This is a genomic window from Mesorhizobium sp. P2_E9, from assembly GCF_056403815.1.
Map to the genome: position 1 here is coordinate 1 of NZ_JBFUET010000023.1, position 21,369 is coordinate 21,369.

Below are 21,369 nucleotides of genomic sequence, written 5' to 3' on the forward strand. Positions count from 1 at the left end.
TTGGACGCTCAATGCGCTTGTGCAGGGCCTTCGCGGGAAAGTCCGTCGCCTTCAGGCCGACCGCAACGGACGGCCTATTCGACGCATGGTTCAGACATCAGAAAATAGAAACCATCGACCTCAATACCCTGGCTCGATAGAATGCAAAACTGTTCGCGATGTCCTCGCACACCTGTTCGCGATGTCTCCGGTCCAAACACCCCTGTGGGAGAAGGTGTCGCCGAAGGCGACGGATGAGGGGTGTTCCAGCTTGGCGAGACGTCTCAATTGAACTGCGCACGGCGGCAAAAATCACCAACGTCTCACTCCGCTGGAACACCCCTCATCCGTCTCGGCGCTGCGCGCCGATCCACCTTCCCCCACAAGGGGGGAAGGAAGAACTACGCATTCCCGATCAACACACCGGCCGCGAACACCAGCGCACCGCCCAGGACCACCTGGAAGGCAGCACGCAGGAAAGGGGTCTGCATGTAGCGGTTCTGGACGAAGGCGATGGCCCACAGCTCGAAGAACACCACGACCGCCGCCACGCCGGTCGCCGTCCAGAAGCTCGGGATGAGATAGGGCAGCGCGTGGCCGAGACCGCCGAGCGTCGTCATGATGCCGACGGTCAGGCCGCGCTTGATCGGTGAACCGCGCCCCGACAATTTGCCGTCGTCGGAGGCGACTTCGGTGAAGCCCATCGAAATGCCGGCGCCGATCGAGGCGGCGAGACCGACCAGCAGCGTCTGCCAGGTGTCGTGCGTGGCAAAGGCGGCGGCGAAGATCGGCGCCAGCGTCGAAACCGAGCCGTCCATCAGCCCGGCCAGGCCCGGCTGAACATAGGTGAGGATGAACTGACGCTGCTCGGCGCTGGCCTCCTCGTCCTTGACCGCGCCCGGAACATGTTTCTGCTGCAGCTGATGCGCCGAGTTCTCGTGCCCCTGCTCGGCCGCCGCCAGGTCGTCGAGCAGTTTCCGGGTCGAGGCATCGGTGGTGCGCTTGGCCGCTTCGATATAGAAACGGTAGGCCTGTTGCTCCATCGCTTCGGCCTGGCGGCGCACGGAATCGATGCCGAGTGGCCTGACCAGCCAGTCGGGCTTGCGTTCATAATAGCCCTTCACATGCTCGCGCCGGATCAGCGGGATGCGCTCGCCGAACCGCTTGCGGAACAGCTCTATCAGCGCATCGCGATGGCCGTCCTCTTCCTCGGCCATCTCCTCGAACACCTTTGCCGATTGCGGAAAGCTTTCCGCCAGCCCGTCGGCATAGGCCCGGTAGATGCGGCCGTCATCTTCCTCGGATGAAATGGCCAGTGCCAGGATCTCCTGTTCGGAAAGCGATTCAAAGGGGCGGCGGCCGAAGCCGAAAACACGGGAAAGCATGAGGAAATCACCCTAGTTTAGAATAGTTCTAAACTAGGGTTTGGCATGCCCCGGGTCAATCGCGCAGAGATCGTGGAGTCAAGAATTGTTGAAGCCAGCGCGCGAGAGGCGCTCTTCATTATCAGCGAATGTTCACCTATATATGAACCAACCCCAAGAGAAAGGCATCCATAGATGACGGCAAAACAGCCCGCGCACAGCTATGACCCCAAACCCGTTCTCGATCTCATCGCCAGCATCGAGGCCGATCTGCAGCGCCTCAAGGGCCTGGTCGAGCAGCAAGTGGAAAAATTCGACCCCGCCAACCCGCACAACAAGGCGCCGGACGGCAAGCTGACCGAGGAAGGCGTCGAGTGCTGCTATCGCATGTTCGACGAAGGCAAGTCGCGCTATTCGGTCGCCCAGCAAATGAAGATCTCGTTTGCCGCCGCCAGCCACCGCTTCAACAATTGGCGCAAGCTGGGTGGGACCAAGAGGCAACGGACGTTGCTGGGGTGAGAAGCCGGTTCGCCGCAGGCGAATTGAAAGGTCCGGTGGACCTTTCAAAGGGTTCGAACCGGGGAGCTGCCGCAGGCAGCGGGTCCCCGGCTGGACACTCCGACCGCTGAGAAGCAGAACCCAGTCAACCGTCGGCGGGACAGCGCCCCCCTCTGTCCTGCCGGACATCTCCCCCACGAGGGGGGAGATTGGCGACTTCGCCGGTAGCTCACCAACTTTGTAACGGTCACATTTTTTCAATGGTGCGCAACATGCCTTTGCGGGCATCATGACAGGACGCTACCTCTTTTTGCTGGACCTCGCATGACCGCTACCACCCCTCCCGGCATAGCCGACATCCATGCCGCCGCAGCCCGGCTTGCCGGCCTGATCGTCGAAACACCCCTGATCGAATCGCAGGAACTCAACAACCGCTTCGGCGGCCGCATCCTGTTCAAGCCGGAGACGCTGCAGCGCACCGGCTCGTTCAAATTCCGCGGCGCCTATAACAAGCTGTCGTCGCTGAGCGAGGAAGAGCGTGGCCGGGGCGTCGTTGCCTTCTCCTCGGGCAATCATGCGCAAGGCGTCGCCGCTTCGGCCGCCATGTTCGGCGTCAAGGCGGTCATCGCCATGCCGGCCGACGCGCCGGCGATGAAGATCGGCAATGTCCGCAAGATGGGCGCGGAGGTGGTGCCCTTCGACCGTTTCCGCGATGACCGGATGAGCGTGGTTCGGCCCTATATCGACAGAGGCATGGTGTTGGTGCCGCCCTTCGACGATCCGGCCATCATAGCCGGGCAAGGCACGATCGGCCTTGAGCTGATGAGGCAGGCCAGGGCGCTCGGTGTCAGTCTCGATGCCGTCGTCATCCCTTGCGGTGGCGGCGGCCTGTCGAGCGGGATTTCTGTCGCGGTCAAGGATGCCTCGCCCGGCACAGCGGTCTGGGCGGTCGAGCCCGAGCATTTCGACGACACCCGCCGCTCGCTCGCCGCCGGCGCCCGGGTTTCCAACGAGCCAGGCTACAGTTCGATCTGCGACGCGATCCTGACCGCCGAGCCGGGCGCCATCACCTTCGAGATCAACCGCAAGAACCTCGCTGGCGCCATTGCCGTTTCCGACAGGGCGACGGCGCAGGCGATGCGTGACGCCATGGCCTATCTCAAGTTGGTGGTCGAGCCCGGCGGCTGCGTCGCGTTTGCGGCGCTGTCATCGGGCGAGATCGAGTTGTCCGGCAAATGCGTTGCCGTGGTGCTGTCCGGTGGCAATGTCGATTTCGGCACCTATGCGGAGATCATGGCAGCCGCCTGATCGCAATTCCGGATGCAAATCGTTCGCACTTTTCCTGGAACAGCCTAATCCAACGTGCGCCTGAACCGTAGAAGCGCCGTGCCCGCGAACACCAGCACGAACACGACCAGCCAGCTGATCTCGGCGGCGATGGCATGGAAGTCCGCTCCCTTCAGCATCACCGCGCGGGTGATGCGCAGGAAATGCGTCAGCGGGAAGATTTCGCCCAGCGCCTGAGCCCAGCCCGGCATGCCGCGATAGGGGAACATGAAGCCGGACAAGAGCAGCGACGGCAGGAAGAAAAAGAAGGTGAGCTGCATCGCCTGCATCTGCGAGCGGGCCATGGTCGAGATGGTGTAGCCGAGCAGCACCAGCGACAGCACGAAGACAAGCACCGACGATAACAGAAGCGTCAGGCTGCCGACGAACGGGATATCGAACAAAAGCTTCGCCGCCACCAGCACCACCGCAACCTGCACCGCGCCGACGACAAGGAAGGGCAGCACCTTGCCCAGCATGATCTCAGCCGGGCTGGACGGCATGGCGAGCAGGTTTTCCATCGTGCCGCGCTCGGTTTCGCGGGTCAGCGCCATGGCCGTCATCATCACCATGGTCATCTGCAGGATGACGCCGAGCAGGCCGGGCACGATGTTGTACTGCGAAATGCCTTCGGGGTTATAGCGCTGGTGCACCACCACCTGCAGCTGCTGCCTGGCATTCTCGGCGGCGGCCGCCTGCATCCCTTGCGCGCGCAACAGCGCCTGGCTCGCCACCGTGCTCAGCGTGGAAATAGCGCCGCTCGCCGCCGAGGGATCGGTCGCATCCGCCTCGATCAGGATCTGCGGATTGTCGCCGCGCTCGACTCGGCTGGCGAAGTCGGCCGGGATGGTGACGACGAAGGAGACGTCGCCGCGCGCCATCAGGAATTCCGCCTCTTCGGCGCTCGCGGTCACATGGTCGAAACGATAGTAACCCGTCACCTGCAGCGCGGAAACCATGGCGCGCGTATACTGGTCGTTGCTCATCGCCACCAGCGCCGTCGGCAAGCCCTTCGGATCGTTGTTGATGGCAAAGCCGAACAGAACCAGCTGCAGCAGCGGCACGCCGAGCATCATGGCGAAGGTGATGCGGTCGCGCCGCATCTGGATGAATTCCTTGATCAGCAGCGCGCCAAGCCTGGCGAAGGAGAAGATGCTGTTCATGCCATATTGTCCTTCGACCCCGACATGAACTGGATGAAGACGTCTTCCAGACTGGTTTCGCCCGGCGCCACCGTCACGCCCTTGTGCTGCTTCTCGACATCGGCAAGGGCCGCTTCGAGCTTCTTCCTGTCGGAGCCGACGACATGCAGCGTGGCGCCGAACGGCGCCACCTGGTCGACGCCTGGGCGGCCCTGCAGGTCGTCAGCCACCTTGGCCAGCTGCGGACCCTGCACCACGAAGGTGGTCAGGCCGGCGTTTTTCACCACTTCGGCGACGGTGCCGGTGGCCAGCATCTTGCCATAGGAGATGTAGCTGATGCGGTGGCAGCGCTCGGCTTCGTCCATGTAGTGGGTGGAGACCAGCACGGTGAGCCCGCCGCTGGCGAGGCGATGGATTTCATCCCAGAATTCGCGCCGCGCCTTTGGATCGACACCGGCCGTCGGCTCGTCGAGCAAAAGCAGCTTCGGCTTGTGCATGATGCAGGCGGCCAGCGCCAGCCGCTGCTTCCAGCCGCCGGACAAAGTGCCGGCCAACTGGTTGCGGCGCGAGGTCAGGCCGAGCTCTTCCAGCGTCCTCGCAACGTATTCGCCGACCGGCTTCAACTGGTAGAGCCGCGCCACGAATTCGAGGTTCTCGCCGATGGTCAGATCCTCGTAGAACGAGAATTTCTGCGTCATGTAGCCGACTTCGCGCTTGATGCTGAGCGAGTCGGTGCGGATGTTGAAGCCCAGCACCGTGCCTTCGCCCTCGTCCGGCGTCAGCAGGCCGCACATGATGCGGATGGTTGTTGTCTTGCCCGAACCGTTGGGCCCGAGGAAGCCGACGATCTCGCCTTCGGCGACCGACATCGTCACATGGTCGACGACGGTCTTGTCGCCGAAGCGCTTGACCAGGCCGTGAACGTCGATGGCGTTCATTTTGCCGTTTCCGCGAGATCGACGTCGACGATCTGGCCGGGCTGCAGCAAGCCGGCATCGCCCTCCGGCCGCGCCTCGACGAGATAGACCAGCTTCTGCCGGTTCTCGAGCGAATAGATCACCGGCGGGGTGAATTCGGGATCGGGCGAGACGTAGCTGACACGCGCCTTCACGCCCTCGCCGCAGCCGTCGCAATGGACGCTGAGCAGGCTGCCGATCCTGACCGAGGAGAAGGCAGCTTCCGGTATATAGACACTGAGCTTCACCGCGCCGTCGGGCAGCATCGAGATGACCGGCGCGGTCGGACCGGCGGTGTCGCCGGGATTGCGGATGACGTCGTTGACGCGGCCGGGCGAAGGTGCCGCGAGCGTGCGCTTGGACAGCCGCCATTGAGCCTGCTCGAGTGCTGCCTGCGCCTGCTTGACCTGATTGTCGGCCGCCTTGATCGTCTCGGCGCGCGCCGGCAGGCCGCCGACGGCAAGATTGGCCTCGGCCTGGCCGACCTGGGCGTTGGCCGTCTCCAGCGTGGCCGAGGCGGTGTCGTAGTCGGCCTGGGTGCCGGTGCCGCGCTTGAAAAGATCGGCGGCGCGGTCGTATTTGCGCTTGGCATCGTCGGCCTGCGCCTTGGCCATGTCGACCTGCGCCTTGAGTGCGGCGATTTCTTCCGGCCGTTTGCCGACCTGCAGGTCGGCGAGCTGCGCCTGCGCCTGGGCGAGGCTCGCCTGCGCCTGCGCCACCGCGATCTTGGCGTCGGCGCTTTCCAGCGTCACCACGGTCGCGCCGGGGATGACGCGATCGCCGCGCTTCACAGCGACGGTCTCGACCTGTGCCACTTCGATCGGCGCCAGCAGCACATAGTCGCCCTCGACATAGCCGACGGCGAGTGGCGCAGTGGGGGCACACGCACCGAGGAGCTGGGCGGCGAGCGGCAAGGAGCAGAGGAAACTCATTGTTTTGATCCCATTTTGGGTTTTGATCCCATCCGGGCGGCCAGTATGGCGCTGAGATTGTCCGTCGTGACCGCCACGACCTTGGCGGCCTCGGCGGCGCCGATGTCGTGCCAGCCCATGCGCCGCATCACCGCCTCGCGGCCGATGCGGAAATAGATGACCTGGCCGATCAGCGTGAACACGGTGAGTCGGGTCCGCTCGCTTTCGGCCGGCTCGCCGGTCGCCTGCTCCCACACCAGACACAGCCGGCGGTGCGTCGGCTCGAACACGCCGTCATAGATGCGGTCGAGCGCGGCCGTCGGATGCGACAGTTCGCGCAGCACGAATTGCACGATCTCGCCGGCCTGCGGCTGCGCCAGGATGAAGCCGCCCATCCGCTCCAGCACCGCGAACAGCTGCGCGCGCGCCGCCTCCGGATCGGAGGCCGGCGCGGCCGGGCCGGCGCCCAGTGCTTGGCCAGCAATCGTCTGGATGGTCTCGACGATATAGTCGGCGGCAGCGGCGCGGAGGCCTTCCTTGCCGCCGAAATGATAGGCGATCGAACCGATATTGGCCTGCGCCTCCGCCGCGATCTCGCGGGTCGAGGTGCCGTCGAAACCCTGCCGGCCGAACAGTTTCAGCGCCGCCTGCACGAGTGCGGCACGGGTCAGCTCCGGAGAGGTCTCGCGGCGTGGACTTTGGGCGTCAGGCAATTTTGTCATGGCGAATATTTAATCAATCGATTGATTAAAGTCAACTTGTATTCGAAGCCGTCTTGCCATCGCCCGCGCCAAACGCTTTAGTGCGCGGCCATGGGCAAGGAAGTCGAGCGCAAATTCCTGGTCTCCAGCACCACATGGCGGGGCCTGGTCGAGGCGGATATCCGCATTCTCCAGTTCTATCTCGCTACGGCACCTGGGCGAACCGTCCGCATCCGCATCAGCGACGGCGCTTCCGCCAAGCTGACGCTCAAATTCGGCCGCGCCGCGCGCGAGCGTGACGAATTCGAATATCCGATCCCCTTGGCGGAGGCGGTGGAGATGCTGGATTTCGCCATCGGACGTGTCATCGAGAAGACACGTCACCATGTTAGGCATCGCGGCTATCTCTATGAAGTCGATGTCTTTGGCGGCGCACTCGCGGGACTTGTGGTGGCCGAACTCGAGACTCCGGAAGATGTGCCGGACGAAATGCTGCCTGACTGGCTTGGCCGTGAAGTGACCGGTGAGCAGAAATTCTACAACGCGTCGCTCGCCCTCGGGGGGATACCGGAGATCGCCGCATGAGCTTTCGTATCGACCCGCGCCTGCCGCTGACCGGCGAGGTCAGGCGTATCCTTGCCGAGGAGATTGGCAAGGCACTGCTGCATCTGGATGCGGCGCGCAGCCGGCCGGAACAGGGCCTGCACAAATGCCGCAAGCGGCTGAAAAGCGCGCGTGCCTTGCTGCGCCTTGTTCATTCCGGAGACGAAACATTCTGCACGACGGAGAACCAGTGCTATCGCAACGTGGCGGCTCTGCTTGCCGGCCCGCGCGAGGCAACGGCGCTGATCGAAACCGTCGACCGGCTGGCGGCAGCTTTTCCCAAGGAGAGCGCCGAGGGCGGGCTCGAAGCCGTGCGCGACAGGCTGATCGCCCGTCAGCACGATCTGCATGAAGGCGCCGGCCTGGAAGCAGCGATCGGCGCGGCGACCGCCGCCTGCGAAGACGGCATGAAGCGGATCGAAAGCCTCGCCTTGCCCGACCAGCCGGAACAGGCGGCCGACGTGCTCGCCGAAGGCGCCCGCGTCACCTTGCGCCGTGCCAGGAAAGCGCTCGACAGGGCCGGCGCGCGCGGCGAGGCCAATGATTTCCACGATTTGCGCAAGGCGGCCAAGACACATGGCATGCACCTGTCGCTGCTGGGCAGGCTGTGGCCGACGCCGATCAAGGCGCGGCGCAAGGCGGTCGATGAACTGGGCGAACGGCTCGGCGAACTGCATGATTTGTTCGTCATGCGCGCGCTGCTCGAGGCGGACGACGAGCCGCTTGGGCCGCACGAGGACACGAAGCTTCTCGGCAAACTGCTGAAGCGCTCGGAAAAGAGCCTGAGGAAATCCTGTCTTGCCGAGGCCGCCGAACTGTTCGGCGACAGCCCCAAGCACGCGACGAAGAAGCTCGCCCGCAAGGCGCGCGATGATCTTGCCGGCGCTCCGTCTGCGGACGATTTGGCCGCCGCTGCCAACTGATGCCTCATCTTCTCCGAGGAAGGCGAGAAGGAAAGCGGCGGTAGGCTCGCTAGCGTTTCCCCGCCGACCCGTGTTAGTCACGCTCTACCATGACCGAGCCCGGCGACACGCTTCTGGATCGACTTGGCCGCTGGCTCGCCGGCCGGCTGCAGGAAGAGTCCTCCGGCTATGAGCCCTATACGCCGTCCGACGCCGAGACGCTGCGCCGCACTCTGGAACCCGGCGACATCCTGCTGATCGAGGGCAACCAGAAGATCTCGGCGGCGATCAAGTATCTCACCCAGTCGACCTGGTCGCATGCGGCCTTCTATGTCGGCGACGCGCTGGCCGAACCGGAGGACGGAACGGAGCGGCGGCGGCTGATCGAAGTCACTATCGGCGAAGGCTGCGTGGCGGTGCCATTGTCGCGCTATCGCACCTACAACACCCGCATCTGCCGGGCGAATGGCCTGACACCGGAGGACCGCGACAAGGTCGTCGCCTTCATGATCGGCAAGCTTGGCCTGAAATACGACCTCAAGAACATTTTCGACATGCTGCGCTATTTCTTCCCGACGCCGCCGGTGCCGGTGCGCTGGCGCCGCCGCATGCTGGCCTTCGGTTCCGGCGACCCGACGCGGGCCATCTGCTCCTCGCTCATCGCCGAGGCCTATGGCCAGATCCACTACCCGATCCTGCCAGAGATCACCCGCGCGCCCGGCCGCGCTTCGGCGCAGTCGACCTATATGCGCAAGGAAATCCTGCACATTCGCCACCACTCGCTCTACACGCCGCGCGACTTCGACCTGTCGCCGTTTTTCCGCATCGTCAAGCCGACGCTGGAATATGGTTTCGACTACCGGCAGATGGTCTGGGACGACAAGGCAAGCACAGACGCCGAAGCCGCAAAGGCTGGAGCAATCGCCTCAGACACGTGATGGCTTCGGCCTGGGTCAGGACATGCCCCCATAGCGCGGCCTGTCCGGCGGGGTGCAGGCGTTTCACATGGCAACCTACATCATGCCGAAACCGCAACAACGCCCTGGTTTTCGGCTCGGCGTTCGACCCAGACATGGACCGGTTCGTCCCGGCCGCGGATGCTCACCGGTCCATGATCGCGCGCATTCAACCGTGTCGTGGGCGATTCCGCCTTCGCGGCCTCAATCAGTCGTGACCCAAAGCAAATATTCGCCTGAAGCTCACGGCAGAGCGCCTGCAAACGGCTGGCGACGTTGACGGTGTCGCCCACCACCGCGAAGGACAGATTGCGCTCGCTGCCGACCGCGCCGATGACGACTGCGCCATATTGTGCACCGATTCGAACGTCCAGCGGCGGATATCCCCTGGACACCCGCTGCACATTCCAGTCTTCGAGAGCGGCGATCATCGCTTCAGCGCACTGGATGGCGCGCGTCGCGTCGTCATGGCTGGCTTGCGGAACCCCGAATGTCGCCATGATGCAATCGCCGATATAGTTATCGACGGTGCCATGGTGATCGAAAACGACCTGCTCCATGCGACGGTGGAACTGACGCAGAAGTTCGAACACTGCTTCGGCCGGATGATCCTCGGAATAGTGTGTGAAGCCGACGATGTCGGCGAACAGCACCGCGATATCCTGCCGCCGGACCGGGCCGAAGGGCTCGTCATCCGTGGCGAGCTGGTCGACGACGTTGGGCGAAAAATGCCGGGCGAGATTGGCGCGGGCGCGCTCTGCCTTGACATAGTCTTCCGACAGACGTCGGGAACGAAAGACGACCAGCGCCATGATCGCGCCGATAATCAGCACAACCAACACGTTGGTCGCCTGCGCGAACGTATCGACGAAATTGGGGTTGAGATAGAGGTTCAGTCGCTCTTTCATCGGCAACGAATAGAGGTTCGTCGCCGGAATGACGGTTCCTGGGTGAGAAATCACCCATCCCACCCCGATCGTCCACGTCAAGGCCGCGAGCACGCCGAGATAGAGCGCCAATCGTGTCGAAAGGGTCAGCGCGCCAAGGCATACGAAAATCAGCAGGAACTTGAAGCTGCCCTCGCGCAGTTGCATCGCGGCCGGCGCGACCTCCTGGGAAAACGGGTTGGGCGTTACCAGCAGAATGGTCAACAGAATGATGTCCAGCGTACCGACGAGGTAACCGATCCACCATGGCGCCGTGCGACGGCGCGCAAAGAGAAACTGGATCAGGCCGACGAGCTGGAACAGCACGAGGCCCGACAGCACGAAGAGCAGTGCGGCATCCCAGCGGCTGATCAATGAAAAGAAGCAGGAGATCACAGCGAGCGATGCCGTACGCGCCCAGAACTGCAATGCAGCACCCTGGCGTTCTGCGCGCGCCCGCAAATTTTTCAGGCGCGAATAACGGCGAAGTTCAAGTGTTGGTGCGGTCGGCATAGGATCACTTCGATTCGACGGGGACGTGTCACGCATTCGGCAAACCCGCCCTCTACAGTCTGGCAAATCAGTGTGCGAATTCTATCATGAGGTGCCGGATCTGTTCTATCCCAACGCGCCCTACAGGCGCGGTCGGCATCGCTGGTCGCATGGCTGGTCCGGGCGGCAAGCTGGTGGCGAATGGTGGCAGTCCTCGCCGCCGGAACGGTGAGCCGCAAGCTCAGCCGCCAGATGCAATCCTGCTCGGGATGATTGGTCAGGCCGGCAGCGGCCGCCGTCCCTTTGCGGTCGCTGCGGGCCGTGCACCGGCATCGCGCGGGTGCGGCCCGATCGGCATGATCGCCGGAAACGGCGTCGCGCCGAAGGCAAACGTAAATTTGTAGCCGGTGAGCCCGTCCTCGGGCGTCGTATGCTGGTCGTGATGGGCGAGAAGTTTCACGCGCTCGGCCAGGTCTTCCGCCTCGCGCCGCACCATCTCCGCCGTCTCCGGCCGCATCCGCCTGGAGAAGCTGACGAAGGTCGCCTCCTTTTCGATATGGGTGATGGCCCAGCCGATGAAATTCTTGTTGGTCATCTCGAACAGTGGCCGGAGCGGTCCTTCGAAATTCCACTGAATCGGCGTCTCGACCAGCAATCTTGCCGTCAGACCCCGGCCGAGCGCGATCAGGCCGAGCTCCTCGAGGTCGCGCAGATAGAGGAACATCGAGGCTTCGCTCAGGCCCTGCGAGCGCATGATGCCTTCCGGCGTGAACTTTTCCGACAGCATGACGAAGATGAACAGCAGCGCCGGCCGGCCGGCGAGCCGGCGCTCGATCTCCGGTGCGATATGGTTGACCGGCCCCGGTCCCCGGTTCATCGAGCCGAGCACGTTTTCCAGCTCGACGCCGGCAGCAGTGCAGATCTCCATCAGCCGGTCGAGCTTGCAGTTCTTCTCGTGGAAGATGCGCTTCACCGTCGGCTCGGAAACGCCCATGCGTTCGGCAAGCTCGCGATAGGTGATACCCTTGGCCTTCAGCGTCCGCTTCAGCGCCTCGAAGATCAGACCGTTCATGGCATGCACCTCTTGCCGGCAGTTTCGTATCGATATTCGATACTAGCGGTAATCGAGCTTCCAGAAAAGTATCGAAAACCCTAGCTCTCCGTTGTCATCACAGGAGACCAGCCATGAAACGTCTCATCCTCGCAGCCTTTGCCGCCGCCATCGGCATCGCCGCCGCACCCTCCGCCCAGGCCGGCGAGCTCTGGCGCACCACGGGCCTCGAACAACCGGAATCGGCGCTGTTCGACGCTGCCAACAATCGCATCATTGTCTCCAACATCGTCGGTAATGCCGGCGATGTAGACGGCAACGGTTATCTCAGCGTGCTGTCCCTGGACGGCAAGATTGTCACCCACCACTGGACCGACGGCATGGACGCGCCCAAGGGCATGGCGATCTCGGGCGGCAAGCTCTATGTCGCCGACATCACCAAGGTCCGAATCGTCGATCTCGCCAGCGGCAAGCTCGTCGCCAGCATCGTGGTGCCGAATGCCGTCTTCCTCAACGACATGACCGCCGACGCATCGGGCAAGGTGTACGTGACCGATATGCTGGCCGACACGATCTACCGCATCGACGGCGACCGGCCCGAACTGTTCGCTAGGGATCCGTTGCTGGCTTCGCCCAACGGCGTCTTCGCTGATGGCAACCGGCTGATCATCGCCTCCTGGGGCAAGGGCATCAAACCCGACTTCAGCACGGCGGAGCCGGGCGGGCTGCTGGCCGTCGACCTCGCCGGCAAGGTGGTTTCGCCGCTGCCCGGGGCGCAGAAATTCGCCGACCTCGACGGCGTCATCGCCCTTGGCGACACCATCTATGCGACCGCCTACATGACCGGCACGCTCTACCGCTACAGGGCCGGCGGTGCGCCGGAAGCGGTGGCGCATTTCAAGCCCGGCAGCGCCGACATCGGCACCGACGGCAAGTCGATCCTCTACGTGCCGCTGATGAACGAGGGCGAAGTCGCGGCGCTGAAGCTCAATTGAGAGCTGGCGCTTCAGATCCGATCCCGCGCGACCCCTGACTAACAGCCGTGGGATGGACCGTGCTACGACGGTCCATCCCACGGTGATGGTCGAGGAGGTTTGCAATGGACGATCGAGAGATTCGCGCCGCTCTGGATCGCCACTGGGCTGCTTCCGATGCCGATGACTTCGAGACGGAGCACGAGATCTACAACGAGGATGCGGTGCTCGACTATCCGCAATCGGGCGAGCGCATCCGGGGGCGCCGCAACATCCAGTCGTCGCGTGCTGCGCAGCCGAACCGCAAGCGTTTTGCGGTGCGGCGGATCACCGGCGCCGATAACCTCTGGGTCACCGAATATGTCCTGACCTATGACGGGCGGCCCTCCTACACGGTCAGCATCATGGAATTCCTCGACGGCAAGGTGGCCCGCGAGACCCAGTATTTCGGCGATCCGTTCGAGCCGGGACCGTCGCGCGCGCAATGGGTCGAGCGGATACCGTGAGCCACAGGGACGATCATCCGCCGATCGCCCGTTGGGAGCTGCCTGACGATACGGCCGCTCTCGCCCGCTACCTCATCGGCAAGCTGGTGGTGCGCGACTTGCCCGAAGGTGTCGTCAGCGGCCGCATCGTCGAGACCGAGGCCTATGTCGTCGGCGACGCCGCCGGGCATGGATTCAGGGGAATGACCCCGCGCAACCGTTCGCTCTTCCTCGAGCGCGGCCACGCCTATGTCTATCTCGCCTATGGCATCTCCATGATGCTGAATGTTTCGAGCGAGATGGAAGGCATCGGCACCGGCGTGCTGATCCGGGCGCTCGAGCCGCTCGGGGGCATCGCCATCATGCGCCAGAACCGCGGCGTCGAGCGCTTGCGCGACCTGGCGCGCGGGCCGGGACGGCTGGCGGCGGCGTTGCGCATCGATCGTTCGCTCGACGGGCTCGACCTCTGCCGGAAAGGACCGCTATGGCTCGCTAAGGATGGGCAAGACTCTGGTGAAATCGGGCAGGGCATCCGGATCGGCATTTCGAAGGATGCCGACCGGCTGCTGCGATTTTACGTCAGGGGCAGCCCGTTCGTCAGCGGTCCAAGATCACTACGGGAATAAGAGACCAGCCGCTTTCGCACCGCGACGTGCTCAGACCGCGATTTGAAGCGTACCGTAACGTTTTACCTCGGCCTCGATCTCCCTGACCAACGTCTCCAGCGCGGGATTTCTGGGGGAACGCGCGCGTCTGATGACATAGGCCAGGTCTGGAGGCTTGGGGAATTTGTTGTCGACAATCTCCATGTCGGGCTGCAGGTACCGCTGACTCAAGAGTGCGACGCCAAGCCCGGCGGTCACGCCCGCAATGATTCCGGCAGCGCTGGAGCATTCGAACACGGTCTCCAACACCGTATCCTCGTCCTGCCCGACATCGATGCCCCAGCGCCGGTAAAAGCAATTTTCATCGAAAGAAAGAAACGGGACCGGCTTGCCGGCCGACAGAACCAGGTCGCGCGATTTCACCCAATGCAGCGTCTCGCGGAACAAGAGGATGTCGGCGGGGCGGACCTCGTGCTGGAACACCTGGATGATGGCGGCATCAAGGGCTCCCTGGCTGAGCTGCTCCTGCAACACGAGGCTCATGCGCACCTGCGTGCGGACGCTCACCTCCGGATAAAGCCGGCGAAACCGGCCGAGAATGCGCGAAAGGTCGGTGCAGGTCGTATCTTCGGTCATCCCGAGCGCGATCTTGCCTTGCAACGGGCTTTTCGACAGGCTGAGGACCGCCTCGTCGTGGATGCCCAGAATGCGCCGCGCATAGCCAAGCAGATCCTGTCCGGCCGTGGTGAACATCGGCGCGTTTGCTTTCCGGGTGAGGATTTCGCAGTCGAGACTCGTTTCGAGTCTCCTGATCTTGTGGCTGACGGCCGACTGCGACAGGCCGAGAATTTCGGCCGCGCGCGTCACGCCGCCGTGCTTCTCGATCGCGACCAGTGCGCGCAAGGCGTCGACATCCAGGCGGCGGCTCATCAGTCCAGCCATGACAATCCTCGCCCGAAACAAAAGCAACGCGCCAATTTCTGATCCTCTGATGCCTTTTGGGCAAGCCAGTATGCCATTTTTCTGGCTGTTTCATGATCATATCGAAATTTGTCATGTGCAAGCATGCGTCGGCGTCGTCAATAGTCTGAGCCAAGATCGGCCGTGCTCCTCTTCGGGGGCCATGGGCGGGCCTGAACAAAGAGATCCCATGACGCTCCGGCAAACCAAAACCCATCACCTCGTATGGCCGGTCATGGCGACGGCGCTGGTCGTAAGCTGGAGTTCCGGCTTCGTCGGCATCCGCTATGCCAGCGAGAATGCCGATGTCATGCTGGTGCTGTTCTGGCGGACCTTGATGTCCGGAATGATCCTCTTGCCATTTGCTCACCTGATCGGGCCGCGCATAAGCGCCCGTGCCTTGGTCCAGCAGATGGTCTTCGGCGTGGCGATGATGTTCCTCTATCTAGGCGGATTCGCGCTTGCCATCGGTCAGCGCGTGCCGACTGGCCTTGTCGCGCTGATTTCCGATCTTGTGCCTCTCGCCATTGCAGCCTTGTCGCAGCCGGTGCTGGGACTCCGATTGACCGGGAGACAATGGATCGGAACGGCTCTCGGAGTGGCCGGCGTGCTTATCGTCTCGCTGGACAATTTGACGCTCGGAACGGCCCCGGTCTGGGCATATTTGCTGACCGTTGCTTCCATGACGGTTATGGCGCTGGCAACGGTGGTGCAGAAGCGGATGGGGACGATCAATATGCCCATCCATCAGAGCCTGTGCGTTCAATGCTTGACGGCGGCGCTCCTTTTCGCCGCTTGCGCCGAATGGAATGGCGGGCTGATGCCGCCCCTCGATCCCCGTTTCGGGTTCGGCATCGCCTGGCTGGTGCTGTTTTCGACCTTCTTCTGCTACGGCACGTATTATGCAAGCCTGCGCCTCTACACGGCCTCACAGGTCAGCAGCGTGATCTATCTCAGCCCACCGGTGACGATGCTCTGGGGCTGGTCGATGTTCGGCGAGCCGCTTTCGAAGGCAATGTTGGCCGGCCTTGCGGTGACACTGTTCGGTGTCTGGTTCTCCTCGTCGGGCAGTGCAGCGTCAAAGGACTTTCAGCCCAGTCAGCAGCAGATCGGCTAATCCCCGAGGCGAAATCGACCTCATGATCGATCGCGATCCACGCCAGCGTCGCTTACTCACGGACATCAAGGAGAGGTAACCCATGAAGCTCACAGATTTCAAAGCCCTGACCTTCGACTGCTACGGCACCTTGATCGATTGGGAGTCCGGCATGATCGCCGGCCTGAAGCCGCTGACCGAAAGGGCTGCCCGCGGCTTAGACCGGAACGAGATTCTGGAGGCGCACGCCCGGCACGAATCCAGTCAGCAGAAATGGACGCCGGGGAAACGCTATCGCGACCTCCTGCCGATCGTTTACAAGCGACTTGCGGAGGAGTGGGGTGTCGTCGTCACCCCTGAGGAATGCGTGGCGTATGGCGAAAGCGTGAAGGATTGGCCGGCTTTTGCCGACTCCGCCGACGCCTTGCGGTACCTCAAAAAGCACTACAAGCTGATCATCCTCTCCAACGTCGACAACAAAAGCTTCTCGTTCAGCAACAGGAAGCTCGGCGTGGATTTCGATGCGGTCTATACGGCGGAAGATATCGGCTCCTACAAGCCCTCCGACCGCAACTTCGACTATATGCTCGAAAAGCTCGGTACAATCGGAGTGGAGAAGCGAGAGATCCTGCACACAGCGGAAAGCATGTTCCACGATCACGCTCCCGCCAACCGCTTCGGCCTGACATCGTGCTGGATCTATCGCCGGCATGCGGATCAGGGCTTCGGCGCGACGATGAACCCCGGCGACGTGCCGACGGTGGATTTTCGCTTCGACAGCATGGCCGACCTGGTGAAGGCGCACGCTGAAGAAATGCGAGGCGGCTGATACCCGAGGCGCCAGGCAGCTATTGCGTGACCGCACGCGCCGGCGTCGCCACCAGTTGCGCCCGCGCGTCATTGATCGAGGCGGCGTAGGTCACCAGCGGGTGTTTGACGCCGTGGTTGATCAGGGTGCGCCGTATCTGCGGCGAGGCGCCCGCTATGATGAAGCGCACGCCGGCGCGGCTGGCCTTGTGAGCCGCGCTTTCGATGACATTGGCGGCCGTCGAATCGAAGAACGGCACGGCGGAACAGTCGAGGATGAAATTCTTGCGCTGGTCGGCGATGCGGTCGAGCACGGTGCCGACGATCGAGGCGGCGCCGAAGAAGAAGGCGCCCGAGATGCGGTAGACGACGGTGTCGGTGTCACTTGCCTCGCTGGCATCATACGCGCGGCCGCTGCTGTCGGCGACATCGTCCTGCACCAGCGGCACATCAATATGAATATCTCAGACGTAAGCCCTGTCGCCTGATTGTCCATATTTCGATACTTCCCGAGGAATACGAGCTAGGGTTTCGTCCGTCCGAGGCAGGGGATAACGCGGTGAACATTTTCAAGGCTTTGATGACGTCGGCATGCTTGCTGTCGATGGCTCTGGCGCTGGCAGGCTGTGGTGGGCACCTCATCAACAGATTGATCTGAGGCAAGCCTGAGTGTCGCGGTCAGGCGCGGTCAGCATCGTCAACCACCACATGGCGCCGCTGCAACATCCGCGCCACCAACCAGCATAGCATCGCCCAGGCGAAGCCGGCGCACCAGCCCGCCAGCACATCCGACGGCCAGTGAACCCCGAGATAGATGCGGCTGACGCCGACAAGCACCGTCGTCAGCACGGCAAGCGACAGGACGTAGATCTTGGTCGCCCGGCCGTGCAGGAAGCGCGCCGCGAGCGAGCCGAGCGTGAGATAGGTCACCGCCGACAGCATGGCGTGGCCGCTGGGGAAGGAGAGCGACGTCTCGTTGACCAGATGCGAAACGAGTTCGGGCCGCGGCCGGTCAACGCCGACCTTCAGCAGGCTCGACAGCACCTGGCCGCCGGCCACGGCGACGAAGATGAGAAGCGCGGTGCCGGGCCGGCGGATCAGCAGCAGATAGAGGATCGTTGCCGTCGTGATCAGCACCAGCACGGCTGAGCTGCCGAGACTGGTGATGTCGCGCATCGCCCCTTCCAGCCATAGCGGGCCGATCGGAACGCCGGGCTGGCCGGTCTGGCGGAAGGCGAGCAGGATTTCGGTGTCGAAGGCGTGCGGCGTGGTGGCCCGTGCCACCTCCATCAATTCCTCGAACCCCCACATCCCGCCGGCGATGACCAGGCCGGCCAGCAGGACCGGGAATTCGATGCGGTTGAGCAGGCTGCTTGCGGTGTCTTTCATCGGATCGGTATCGCAGTCTTCATCTCGATCAACGCCCTTGCAGATAGGGCCCGAGCGTGATCAGCGCCACCGCGGCGATCGCCAGCACGATGCCGCTGGCCTGCAACGCGTTGACGCGCTCGCCGAAGAACACCAGCGCCACGACGTTGACCGATACCAGCTGGATGACCGCCGAGAGGCTGAACGACACCGACATGCCGAATTCACGGATCAGCCGCAGCATGATCAGATTGCCCAGCGAATAGAGCGCGAGCGTTAAAAGGATCTTGCCCAGGCTCGGCGCCAGTCCCCATTGCTTGGCGGCGGTCGCAGCCAGAAGGAAGATCACCGTTGAAAAGCCAAGCTGCAGCAGTCCCGAAAAACTCAACGTCCCATCCCCTCGAAGCGGCTCTGGCGGCATCTGCCGCGGACCTTGTTTCCGAAGCACGCCGAGACGTCAAGTAACCTCATTCTAACGAAGGTCTTGGCAACGGCGAGGCTGAGGCTCAATGTGCCGATGTCGCCCGGCTGTCGATGGAGGGGCGGTCAGGGGAACATGATTCGTATTCTGCAGAACTTGGCGCGACGCTGGAGCGAGCTTTCCCTTGCCCTGCAATTCCTCGTTGCCGGCGGCTTTGGCCTTCTGGCCGTCATGCTGGTGGTGGGCGCCTGGGTGACGTCGCAGATCCGGGACGGTGTCACCCGCAATTCGGCCGCCACCACGGCACTTTATGTGGACAGCGTGATTGCACCGCTGCTGCCCGACCTGCGCAAGAGCGAGGAACTCAGCGAGTCCGTCAAACAGGCGCTCGACGAGACGCTCGGCCAGGGTGCACTCGGCAAGCGCCTGGTCTCGTTCAGGCTGTGGCGCCGCGATGGCACCGTGCTCTACGCGAAAGACTCGGCGCTGATCGGCCGTCGCTTCGATCTGACCGACAATCTGCGGTCCGCCTTCCAGGGCAACGTCACCGCCCAATTCGATACGTTCGATGGAGACGAAGAGAAGGAGCAGGCCGCCGGCGTGCCGCTGCTTGAAATCTACAATCCCGTGCGCGAACCCTGGTCCGGCGAGGTGGTGGCCGTCACCGAGTTCTTCGAGGTCGCCAGCGATTTCAAAGCCACGCTGGCTTCCGCCCTGTTGTCGAGCTGGCTGATCGTGGCCGGCACCACCTTGACGGCGTTTCTGCTGTTGTCGGGCATCGTGCTGCGCGCCAGCCGCACCATCGACGACCAGCGCGGCGCGCTGCGCCGCCAGGTGTCGGAGCTGCAGGGCCTGGTGACACAAAACAACGCCTTGCGACAGCGTGTGCAGCGGGCGTCCCGCCGCGCCACCGCGTTCAACGAAAGATATTTGCGCCGGATCGGCGCCGACCTTCATGACGGACCGGCACAACTCGTCGCCCTGGCGGCGCTGCGCATGGACAGCCCGGTATTTTCCGGCGACGGCAATTGGGGCGAAAGCCGCTCGACCGAGGTTACGATGATCCGCAAGACGCTGGAGGATGCGATGCGCGAAATACGCGGCATCTGCACCGGCCTCGTTTTGCCGCAGATAGAGACGGCCGCCGCGATGGACATATTGCGGCTGGCGGTCGACGAACACCAGCGCCGAACGGGAACGTCGGTGACGCTCACGCTGCCTAGGCATCTGCCCGAACCGGGAGCCTCCGAGAAGATCAGCATCTATCGTTTCGTGCAGGAAGGCCTGAACAATGCCTATCGCCACGGGCGAGGCAAGGACCAGGCAGTGCGTGCGGAAATGAAAGGCGGCAGGCTCTTCGTCGAAGTATCGGACGGCGGACCCGGCTTTGATCCAGCCGCACGGGTCGAAGGATTGGGGCTGGCCGGCCTCAGGGATAGAGTTGAAAGCATTGGCGGCCAGTTCGAAACCCGGACTGGACCGCAAGGCACGCGGCTGGTGATCAGCCTGTCGGTCGAGGAGCAAGCATGATTGGCGCCATTCGCATCGCTATTGTCGACGACCATCCGCTTTTTCGCGAAGGGGTGACACGCAGCCTGTCGGAGATCGGAGGCTTCGAGATCGTCGGCGAAGGTGCGACGGCGCAGGATGCCGAACGCATCGCCTCGACGGTGCGGCCCGACCTATTGCTGCTCGACATCTCCCTGCCGGGCGGCGGCCTGGCCGCGGTTGCAACCATCCTTGCCGACCATCCCACCCAGAAGATCGTCATGCTGACCGTTTCGGAGGCCAATGCCGACGTAACCAAAGCCCTGAACGCTGGGGTGCAGGGCTATATCCTGAAAGGTGTCGGGTCGCGCGCGCTCGCCGACATCCTGCGCAACGTGGCGGCCGGCGAGAGCTACCTTACGCCGGCCCTGTCGGCGCGGCTGCTTTCCGATCTCCAGTCGCCGCAGCCTGCCAATGGCGTGGCGGACCGGCTGCGGCACCTGACCGAACGACAGACGGAAATCCTGCGGCTGGTGGCCGAAGGGCTCAGCAACAAGGAGGTCGCCCTGCGCCTGGAGCTGCAGGAGAAGACGGTGAAGCATCACATGACGGGGGTGCTGTCAAAACTCAATGTGCGAAACCGCACTGAAGCGGCACTCATGATGCGCGAGTTTCGCGACCAGGACAGGAACCGATCGTAGGCCATCGCGGACCGGCGCGAGGGCCGGACAAAGAGAGGTCACCTCCGCCGGGGGCGGCGGAGGTGACGTGCGAAGCTGGCCGTGGCCTATTGACCAGCCTCACATAGCCTTCAGACGGCTGACATCGGCGGGTGTGGCCCGGCGGTCGATGATCGTGCGGCCCAGCGCATCCTGCATCTTGAACCGGCCGCCTTCAACCTTCTCGACGATGCCGTCGGGGTGCGTGACTGTGATCTTGTTGCCGCTCACATCGACCTTGTCACCGGTCGTGGCGTTGACATGGCTGGCGCCTTTGTCGCTCTGGCCATTGCTGGATCCCGCGCCGTTTCCATTGCCGTTGCCGCTATTGCCGCCGCTGCCGCTGTTGCCACCGTTTCCACTATTGCCGCCGCCGTTACCGCTGCCGCCGTTGCCACCACCGTTGCCGCCGCCATTCCCGCCGCCGCCCTTGCCGGCCTGCGCGGTGACGGCGTCGATTCCGGGGGCGGAGCCGTGCAGGGAAATTCGATAGGGGACGATGGTCAGCGCCAGAGCCGCCGCCGAAACGAGCGTCAGCCGGCGACAACGGGCCGTGATCGATCCGTGCATCCCTTATCTCCGTCGATTGAGCCGGCGCGCCCACCCCAACGTTGCAACCCGCAACATCGCCGAAAGATG

Annotated in this window: 23 protein-coding genes and 1 pseudogene; 12 read left to right on the forward strand and 12 right to left on the reverse strand. The window is 63.4% G+C overall.

Annotation, left to right across the window (positions count from 1 at the left end; translation table 11 throughout):
- Positions 1-380: 380 nt before the first annotated feature.
- On the reverse strand, positions 381-1,364 hold the full coding sequence (gene mbfA, locus AC1D05_RS31650; protein ID WP_477446341.1) for an iron exporter MbfA: 984 nt from the start codon (positions 1,362-1,364) through the stop codon (positions 381-383).
- A 174-nt stretch (positions 1,365-1,538) separates the two neighbouring features.
- Here mbfA and AC1D05_RS31655 point away from each other — a divergent pair, with 174 nt between their 5' ends.
- Entirely contained in the window at positions 1,539-1,862 is a 324-nt protein-coding gene (locus tag AC1D05_RS31655; RefSeq protein ID WP_477446343.1) for a hypothetical protein, read from the forward strand.
- Between the two features lie 303 nt (positions 1,863-2,165).
- The gene (locus AC1D05_RS31660) at positions 2,166-3,149 is read left to right on the forward strand and encodes a threonine/serine dehydratase (RefSeq protein WP_477446344.1); all 984 of its coding nucleotides are present in this window, start codon (positions 2,166-2,168) and stop codon (positions 3,147-3,149) included.
- Between the two features lie 44 nt (positions 3,150-3,193).
- Here AC1D05_RS31660 and AC1D05_RS31665 read toward each other — a convergent pair whose 3' ends face one another.
- Genes AC1D05_RS31665 through AC1D05_RS31680 form a run of 4 tightly spaced genes read right to left on the reverse strand, consistent with a single transcriptional unit; the run spans position 3,194 to position 6,898 of the window.
- The gene (locus AC1D05_RS31665; protein ID WP_477446346.1) at positions 3,194-4,330 is read right to left on the reverse strand and encodes an ABC transporter permease; all 1,137 of its coding nucleotides are present in this window, start codon (positions 4,328-4,330) and stop codon (positions 3,194-3,196) included.
- Entirely contained in the window at positions 4,327-5,247 is a 921-nt protein-coding gene (locus AC1D05_RS31670) for an ABC transporter ATP-binding protein (protein WP_477446348.1), read from the reverse strand. The genes AC1D05_RS31665 and AC1D05_RS31670 overlap by 4 nt, the downstream gene beginning before the upstream one ends.
- On the reverse strand, positions 5,244-6,197 hold the full coding sequence (locus tag AC1D05_RS31675) for an HlyD family secretion protein (protein WP_477446350.1): 954 nt from the start codon (positions 6,195-6,197) through the stop codon (positions 5,244-5,246). The genes AC1D05_RS31670 and AC1D05_RS31675 overlap by 4 nt, the downstream gene beginning before the upstream one ends.
- Positions 6,194-6,898, reverse strand: coding sequence for a CerR family C-terminal domain-containing protein (locus tag AC1D05_RS31680; protein ID WP_477446352.1), 705 nt, complete (start codon positions 6,896-6,898; stop codon positions 6,194-6,196). Before AC1D05_RS31680 ends, AC1D05_RS31675 begins: the two co-directional genes overlap by 4 nt.
- 90 nt (positions 6,899-6,988) lie before the next feature.
- Between AC1D05_RS31680 and AC1D05_RS31685 the strand changes: the two genes are divergently transcribed.
- From AC1D05_RS31685 to AC1D05_RS31695, 3 genes are all read left to right on the forward strand, one after another.
- Positions 6,989-7,462: a CYTH domain-containing protein gene (locus tag AC1D05_RS31685; RefSeq protein WP_477446354.1), complete on the forward strand. Its 474-nt coding sequence runs from the start codon at positions 6,989-6,991 to the stop codon at positions 7,460-7,462.
- Entirely contained in the window at positions 7,459-8,403 is a 945-nt protein-coding gene (locus AC1D05_RS31690; protein WP_477446356.1) for a CHAD domain-containing protein, read from the forward strand. Before AC1D05_RS31685 ends, AC1D05_RS31690 begins: the two co-directional genes overlap by 4 nt.
- A gap of 89 nt (positions 8,404-8,492) precedes the next feature.
- Positions 8,493-9,320 carry a YiiX/YebB-like N1pC/P60 family cysteine hydrolase gene (locus AC1D05_RS31695; protein ID WP_477446358.1) on the forward strand — a complete coding sequence of 276 codons (828 nt, stop codon included), beginning with the start codon at positions 8,493-8,495 and terminating at the stop codon, positions 9,318-9,320.
- Positions 9,321-9,400: 80 nt separating this feature from the next.
- Here the strand turns inward: AC1D05_RS31695 and AC1D05_RS31700 are convergent, their stop codons facing one another.
- Positions 9,401-10,777 carry an adenylate/guanylate cyclase domain-containing protein gene (locus tag AC1D05_RS31700; protein ID WP_477446360.1) on the reverse strand — a complete coding sequence of 459 codons (1,377 nt, stop codon included), beginning with the start codon at positions 10,775-10,777 and terminating at the stop codon, positions 9,401-9,403.
- A 256-nt stretch (positions 10,778-11,033) separates the two neighbouring features.
- Positions 11,034-11,828 (reverse strand): helix-turn-helix domain-containing protein, encoded by a 795-nt coding sequence (locus tag AC1D05_RS31705; protein ID WP_477446362.1) that lies wholly within the window; start codon positions 11,826-11,828, stop codon positions 11,034-11,036.
- Positions 11,829-11,941: 113 nt separating this feature from the next.
- Here AC1D05_RS31705 and AC1D05_RS31710 point away from each other — a divergent pair, with 113 nt between their 5' ends.
- From AC1D05_RS31710 to AC1D05_RS31720, 3 genes are all read left to right on the forward strand, one after another.
- Positions 11,942-12,802 (forward strand): SMP-30/gluconolactonase/LRE family protein, encoded by an 861-nt coding sequence (locus AC1D05_RS31710; protein WP_477446364.1) that lies wholly within the window; start codon positions 11,942-11,944, stop codon positions 12,800-12,802.
- A 104-nt stretch (positions 12,803-12,906) separates the two neighbouring features.
- A complete protein-coding gene (locus AC1D05_RS31715; protein WP_477446366.1) occupies positions 12,907-13,287 on the forward strand; it encodes a nuclear transport factor 2 family protein in 381 nt (126 codons plus the stop codon).
- Positions 13,266-13,892 carry a DNA-3-methyladenine glycosylase gene (locus tag AC1D05_RS31720; RefSeq protein WP_477446368.1) on the forward strand — a complete coding sequence of 209 codons (627 nt, stop codon included), beginning with the start codon at positions 13,266-13,268 and terminating at the stop codon, positions 13,890-13,892. The genes AC1D05_RS31715 and AC1D05_RS31720 overlap by 22 nt, the downstream gene beginning before the upstream one ends.
- 30 nt (positions 13,893-13,922) lie before the next feature.
- On the opposite strand, the gene AC1D05_RS31725 is transcribed toward AC1D05_RS31720, so the two are convergent.
- Positions 13,923-14,813 (reverse strand): LysR family transcriptional regulator, encoded by an 891-nt coding sequence (locus tag AC1D05_RS31725; RefSeq protein ID WP_477446369.1) that lies wholly within the window; start codon positions 14,811-14,813, stop codon positions 13,923-13,925.
- 208 nt (positions 14,814-15,021) lie between these two features.
- On the opposite strand from AC1D05_RS31725, the gene AC1D05_RS31730 reads away from it, so the two are divergent.
- Positions 15,022-15,948 (forward strand): DMT family transporter, encoded by a 927-nt coding sequence (locus AC1D05_RS31730; RefSeq protein ID WP_477446501.1) that lies wholly within the window; start codon positions 15,022-15,024, stop codon positions 15,946-15,948.
- Between the two features lie 82 nt (positions 15,949-16,030).
- Positions 16,031-16,756, forward strand: coding sequence for a haloacid dehalogenase type II (locus tag AC1D05_RS31735; protein ID WP_477446371.1), 726 nt, complete (start codon positions 16,031-16,033; stop codon positions 16,754-16,756).
- Between the two features lie 19 nt (positions 16,757-16,775).
- Here the strand turns inward: AC1D05_RS31735 and AC1D05_RS31740 are convergent.
- The 3 genes and pseudogenes from AC1D05_RS31740 to AC1D05_RS31750 form a co-directional block, all read right to left on the reverse strand.
- A pseudogene (locus tag AC1D05_RS31740) lies at positions 16,776-17,186 on the reverse strand (sodium-independent anion transporter); the annotation flags it as partial.
- Between the two features lie 226 nt (positions 17,187-17,412).
- Entirely contained in the window at positions 17,413-18,123 is a 711-nt protein-coding gene (locus AC1D05_RS31745; RefSeq protein WP_477446373.1) for a phosphatase PAP2 family protein, read from the reverse strand.
- A 28-nt stretch (positions 18,124-18,151) separates the two neighbouring features.
- Positions 18,152-18,490 carry a hypothetical protein gene (locus AC1D05_RS31750; protein ID WP_027054900.1) on the reverse strand — a complete coding sequence of 113 codons (339 nt, stop codon included), beginning with the start codon at positions 18,488-18,490 and terminating at the stop codon, positions 18,152-18,154.
- 168 nt (positions 18,491-18,658) lie between these two features.
- On the opposite strand from AC1D05_RS31750, the gene AC1D05_RS31755 reads away from it, so the two are divergent.
- Both AC1D05_RS31755 and AC1D05_RS31760 read left to right on the forward strand, forming a co-directional pair.
- Positions 18,659-20,053 carry a sensor histidine kinase gene (locus AC1D05_RS31755; RefSeq protein WP_477446375.1) on the forward strand — a complete coding sequence of 465 codons (1,395 nt, stop codon included), beginning with the start codon at positions 18,659-18,661 and terminating at the stop codon, positions 20,051-20,053.
- A complete protein-coding gene (locus AC1D05_RS31760) occupies positions 20,050-20,712 on the forward strand; it encodes a response regulator (protein ID WP_477446377.1) in 663 nt (220 codons plus the stop codon). Before AC1D05_RS31755 ends, AC1D05_RS31760 begins: the two co-directional genes overlap by 4 nt.
- A gap of 99 nt (positions 20,713-20,811) precedes the next feature.
- Here the strand turns inward: AC1D05_RS31760 and AC1D05_RS31765 are convergent, their stop codons facing one another.
- Positions 20,812-21,300 (reverse strand): hypothetical protein, encoded by a 489-nt coding sequence (locus AC1D05_RS31765; protein WP_477446379.1) that lies wholly within the window; start codon positions 21,298-21,300, stop codon positions 20,812-20,814.
- Between the last annotated feature and the right edge of the window lie 69 nt (positions 21,301-21,369).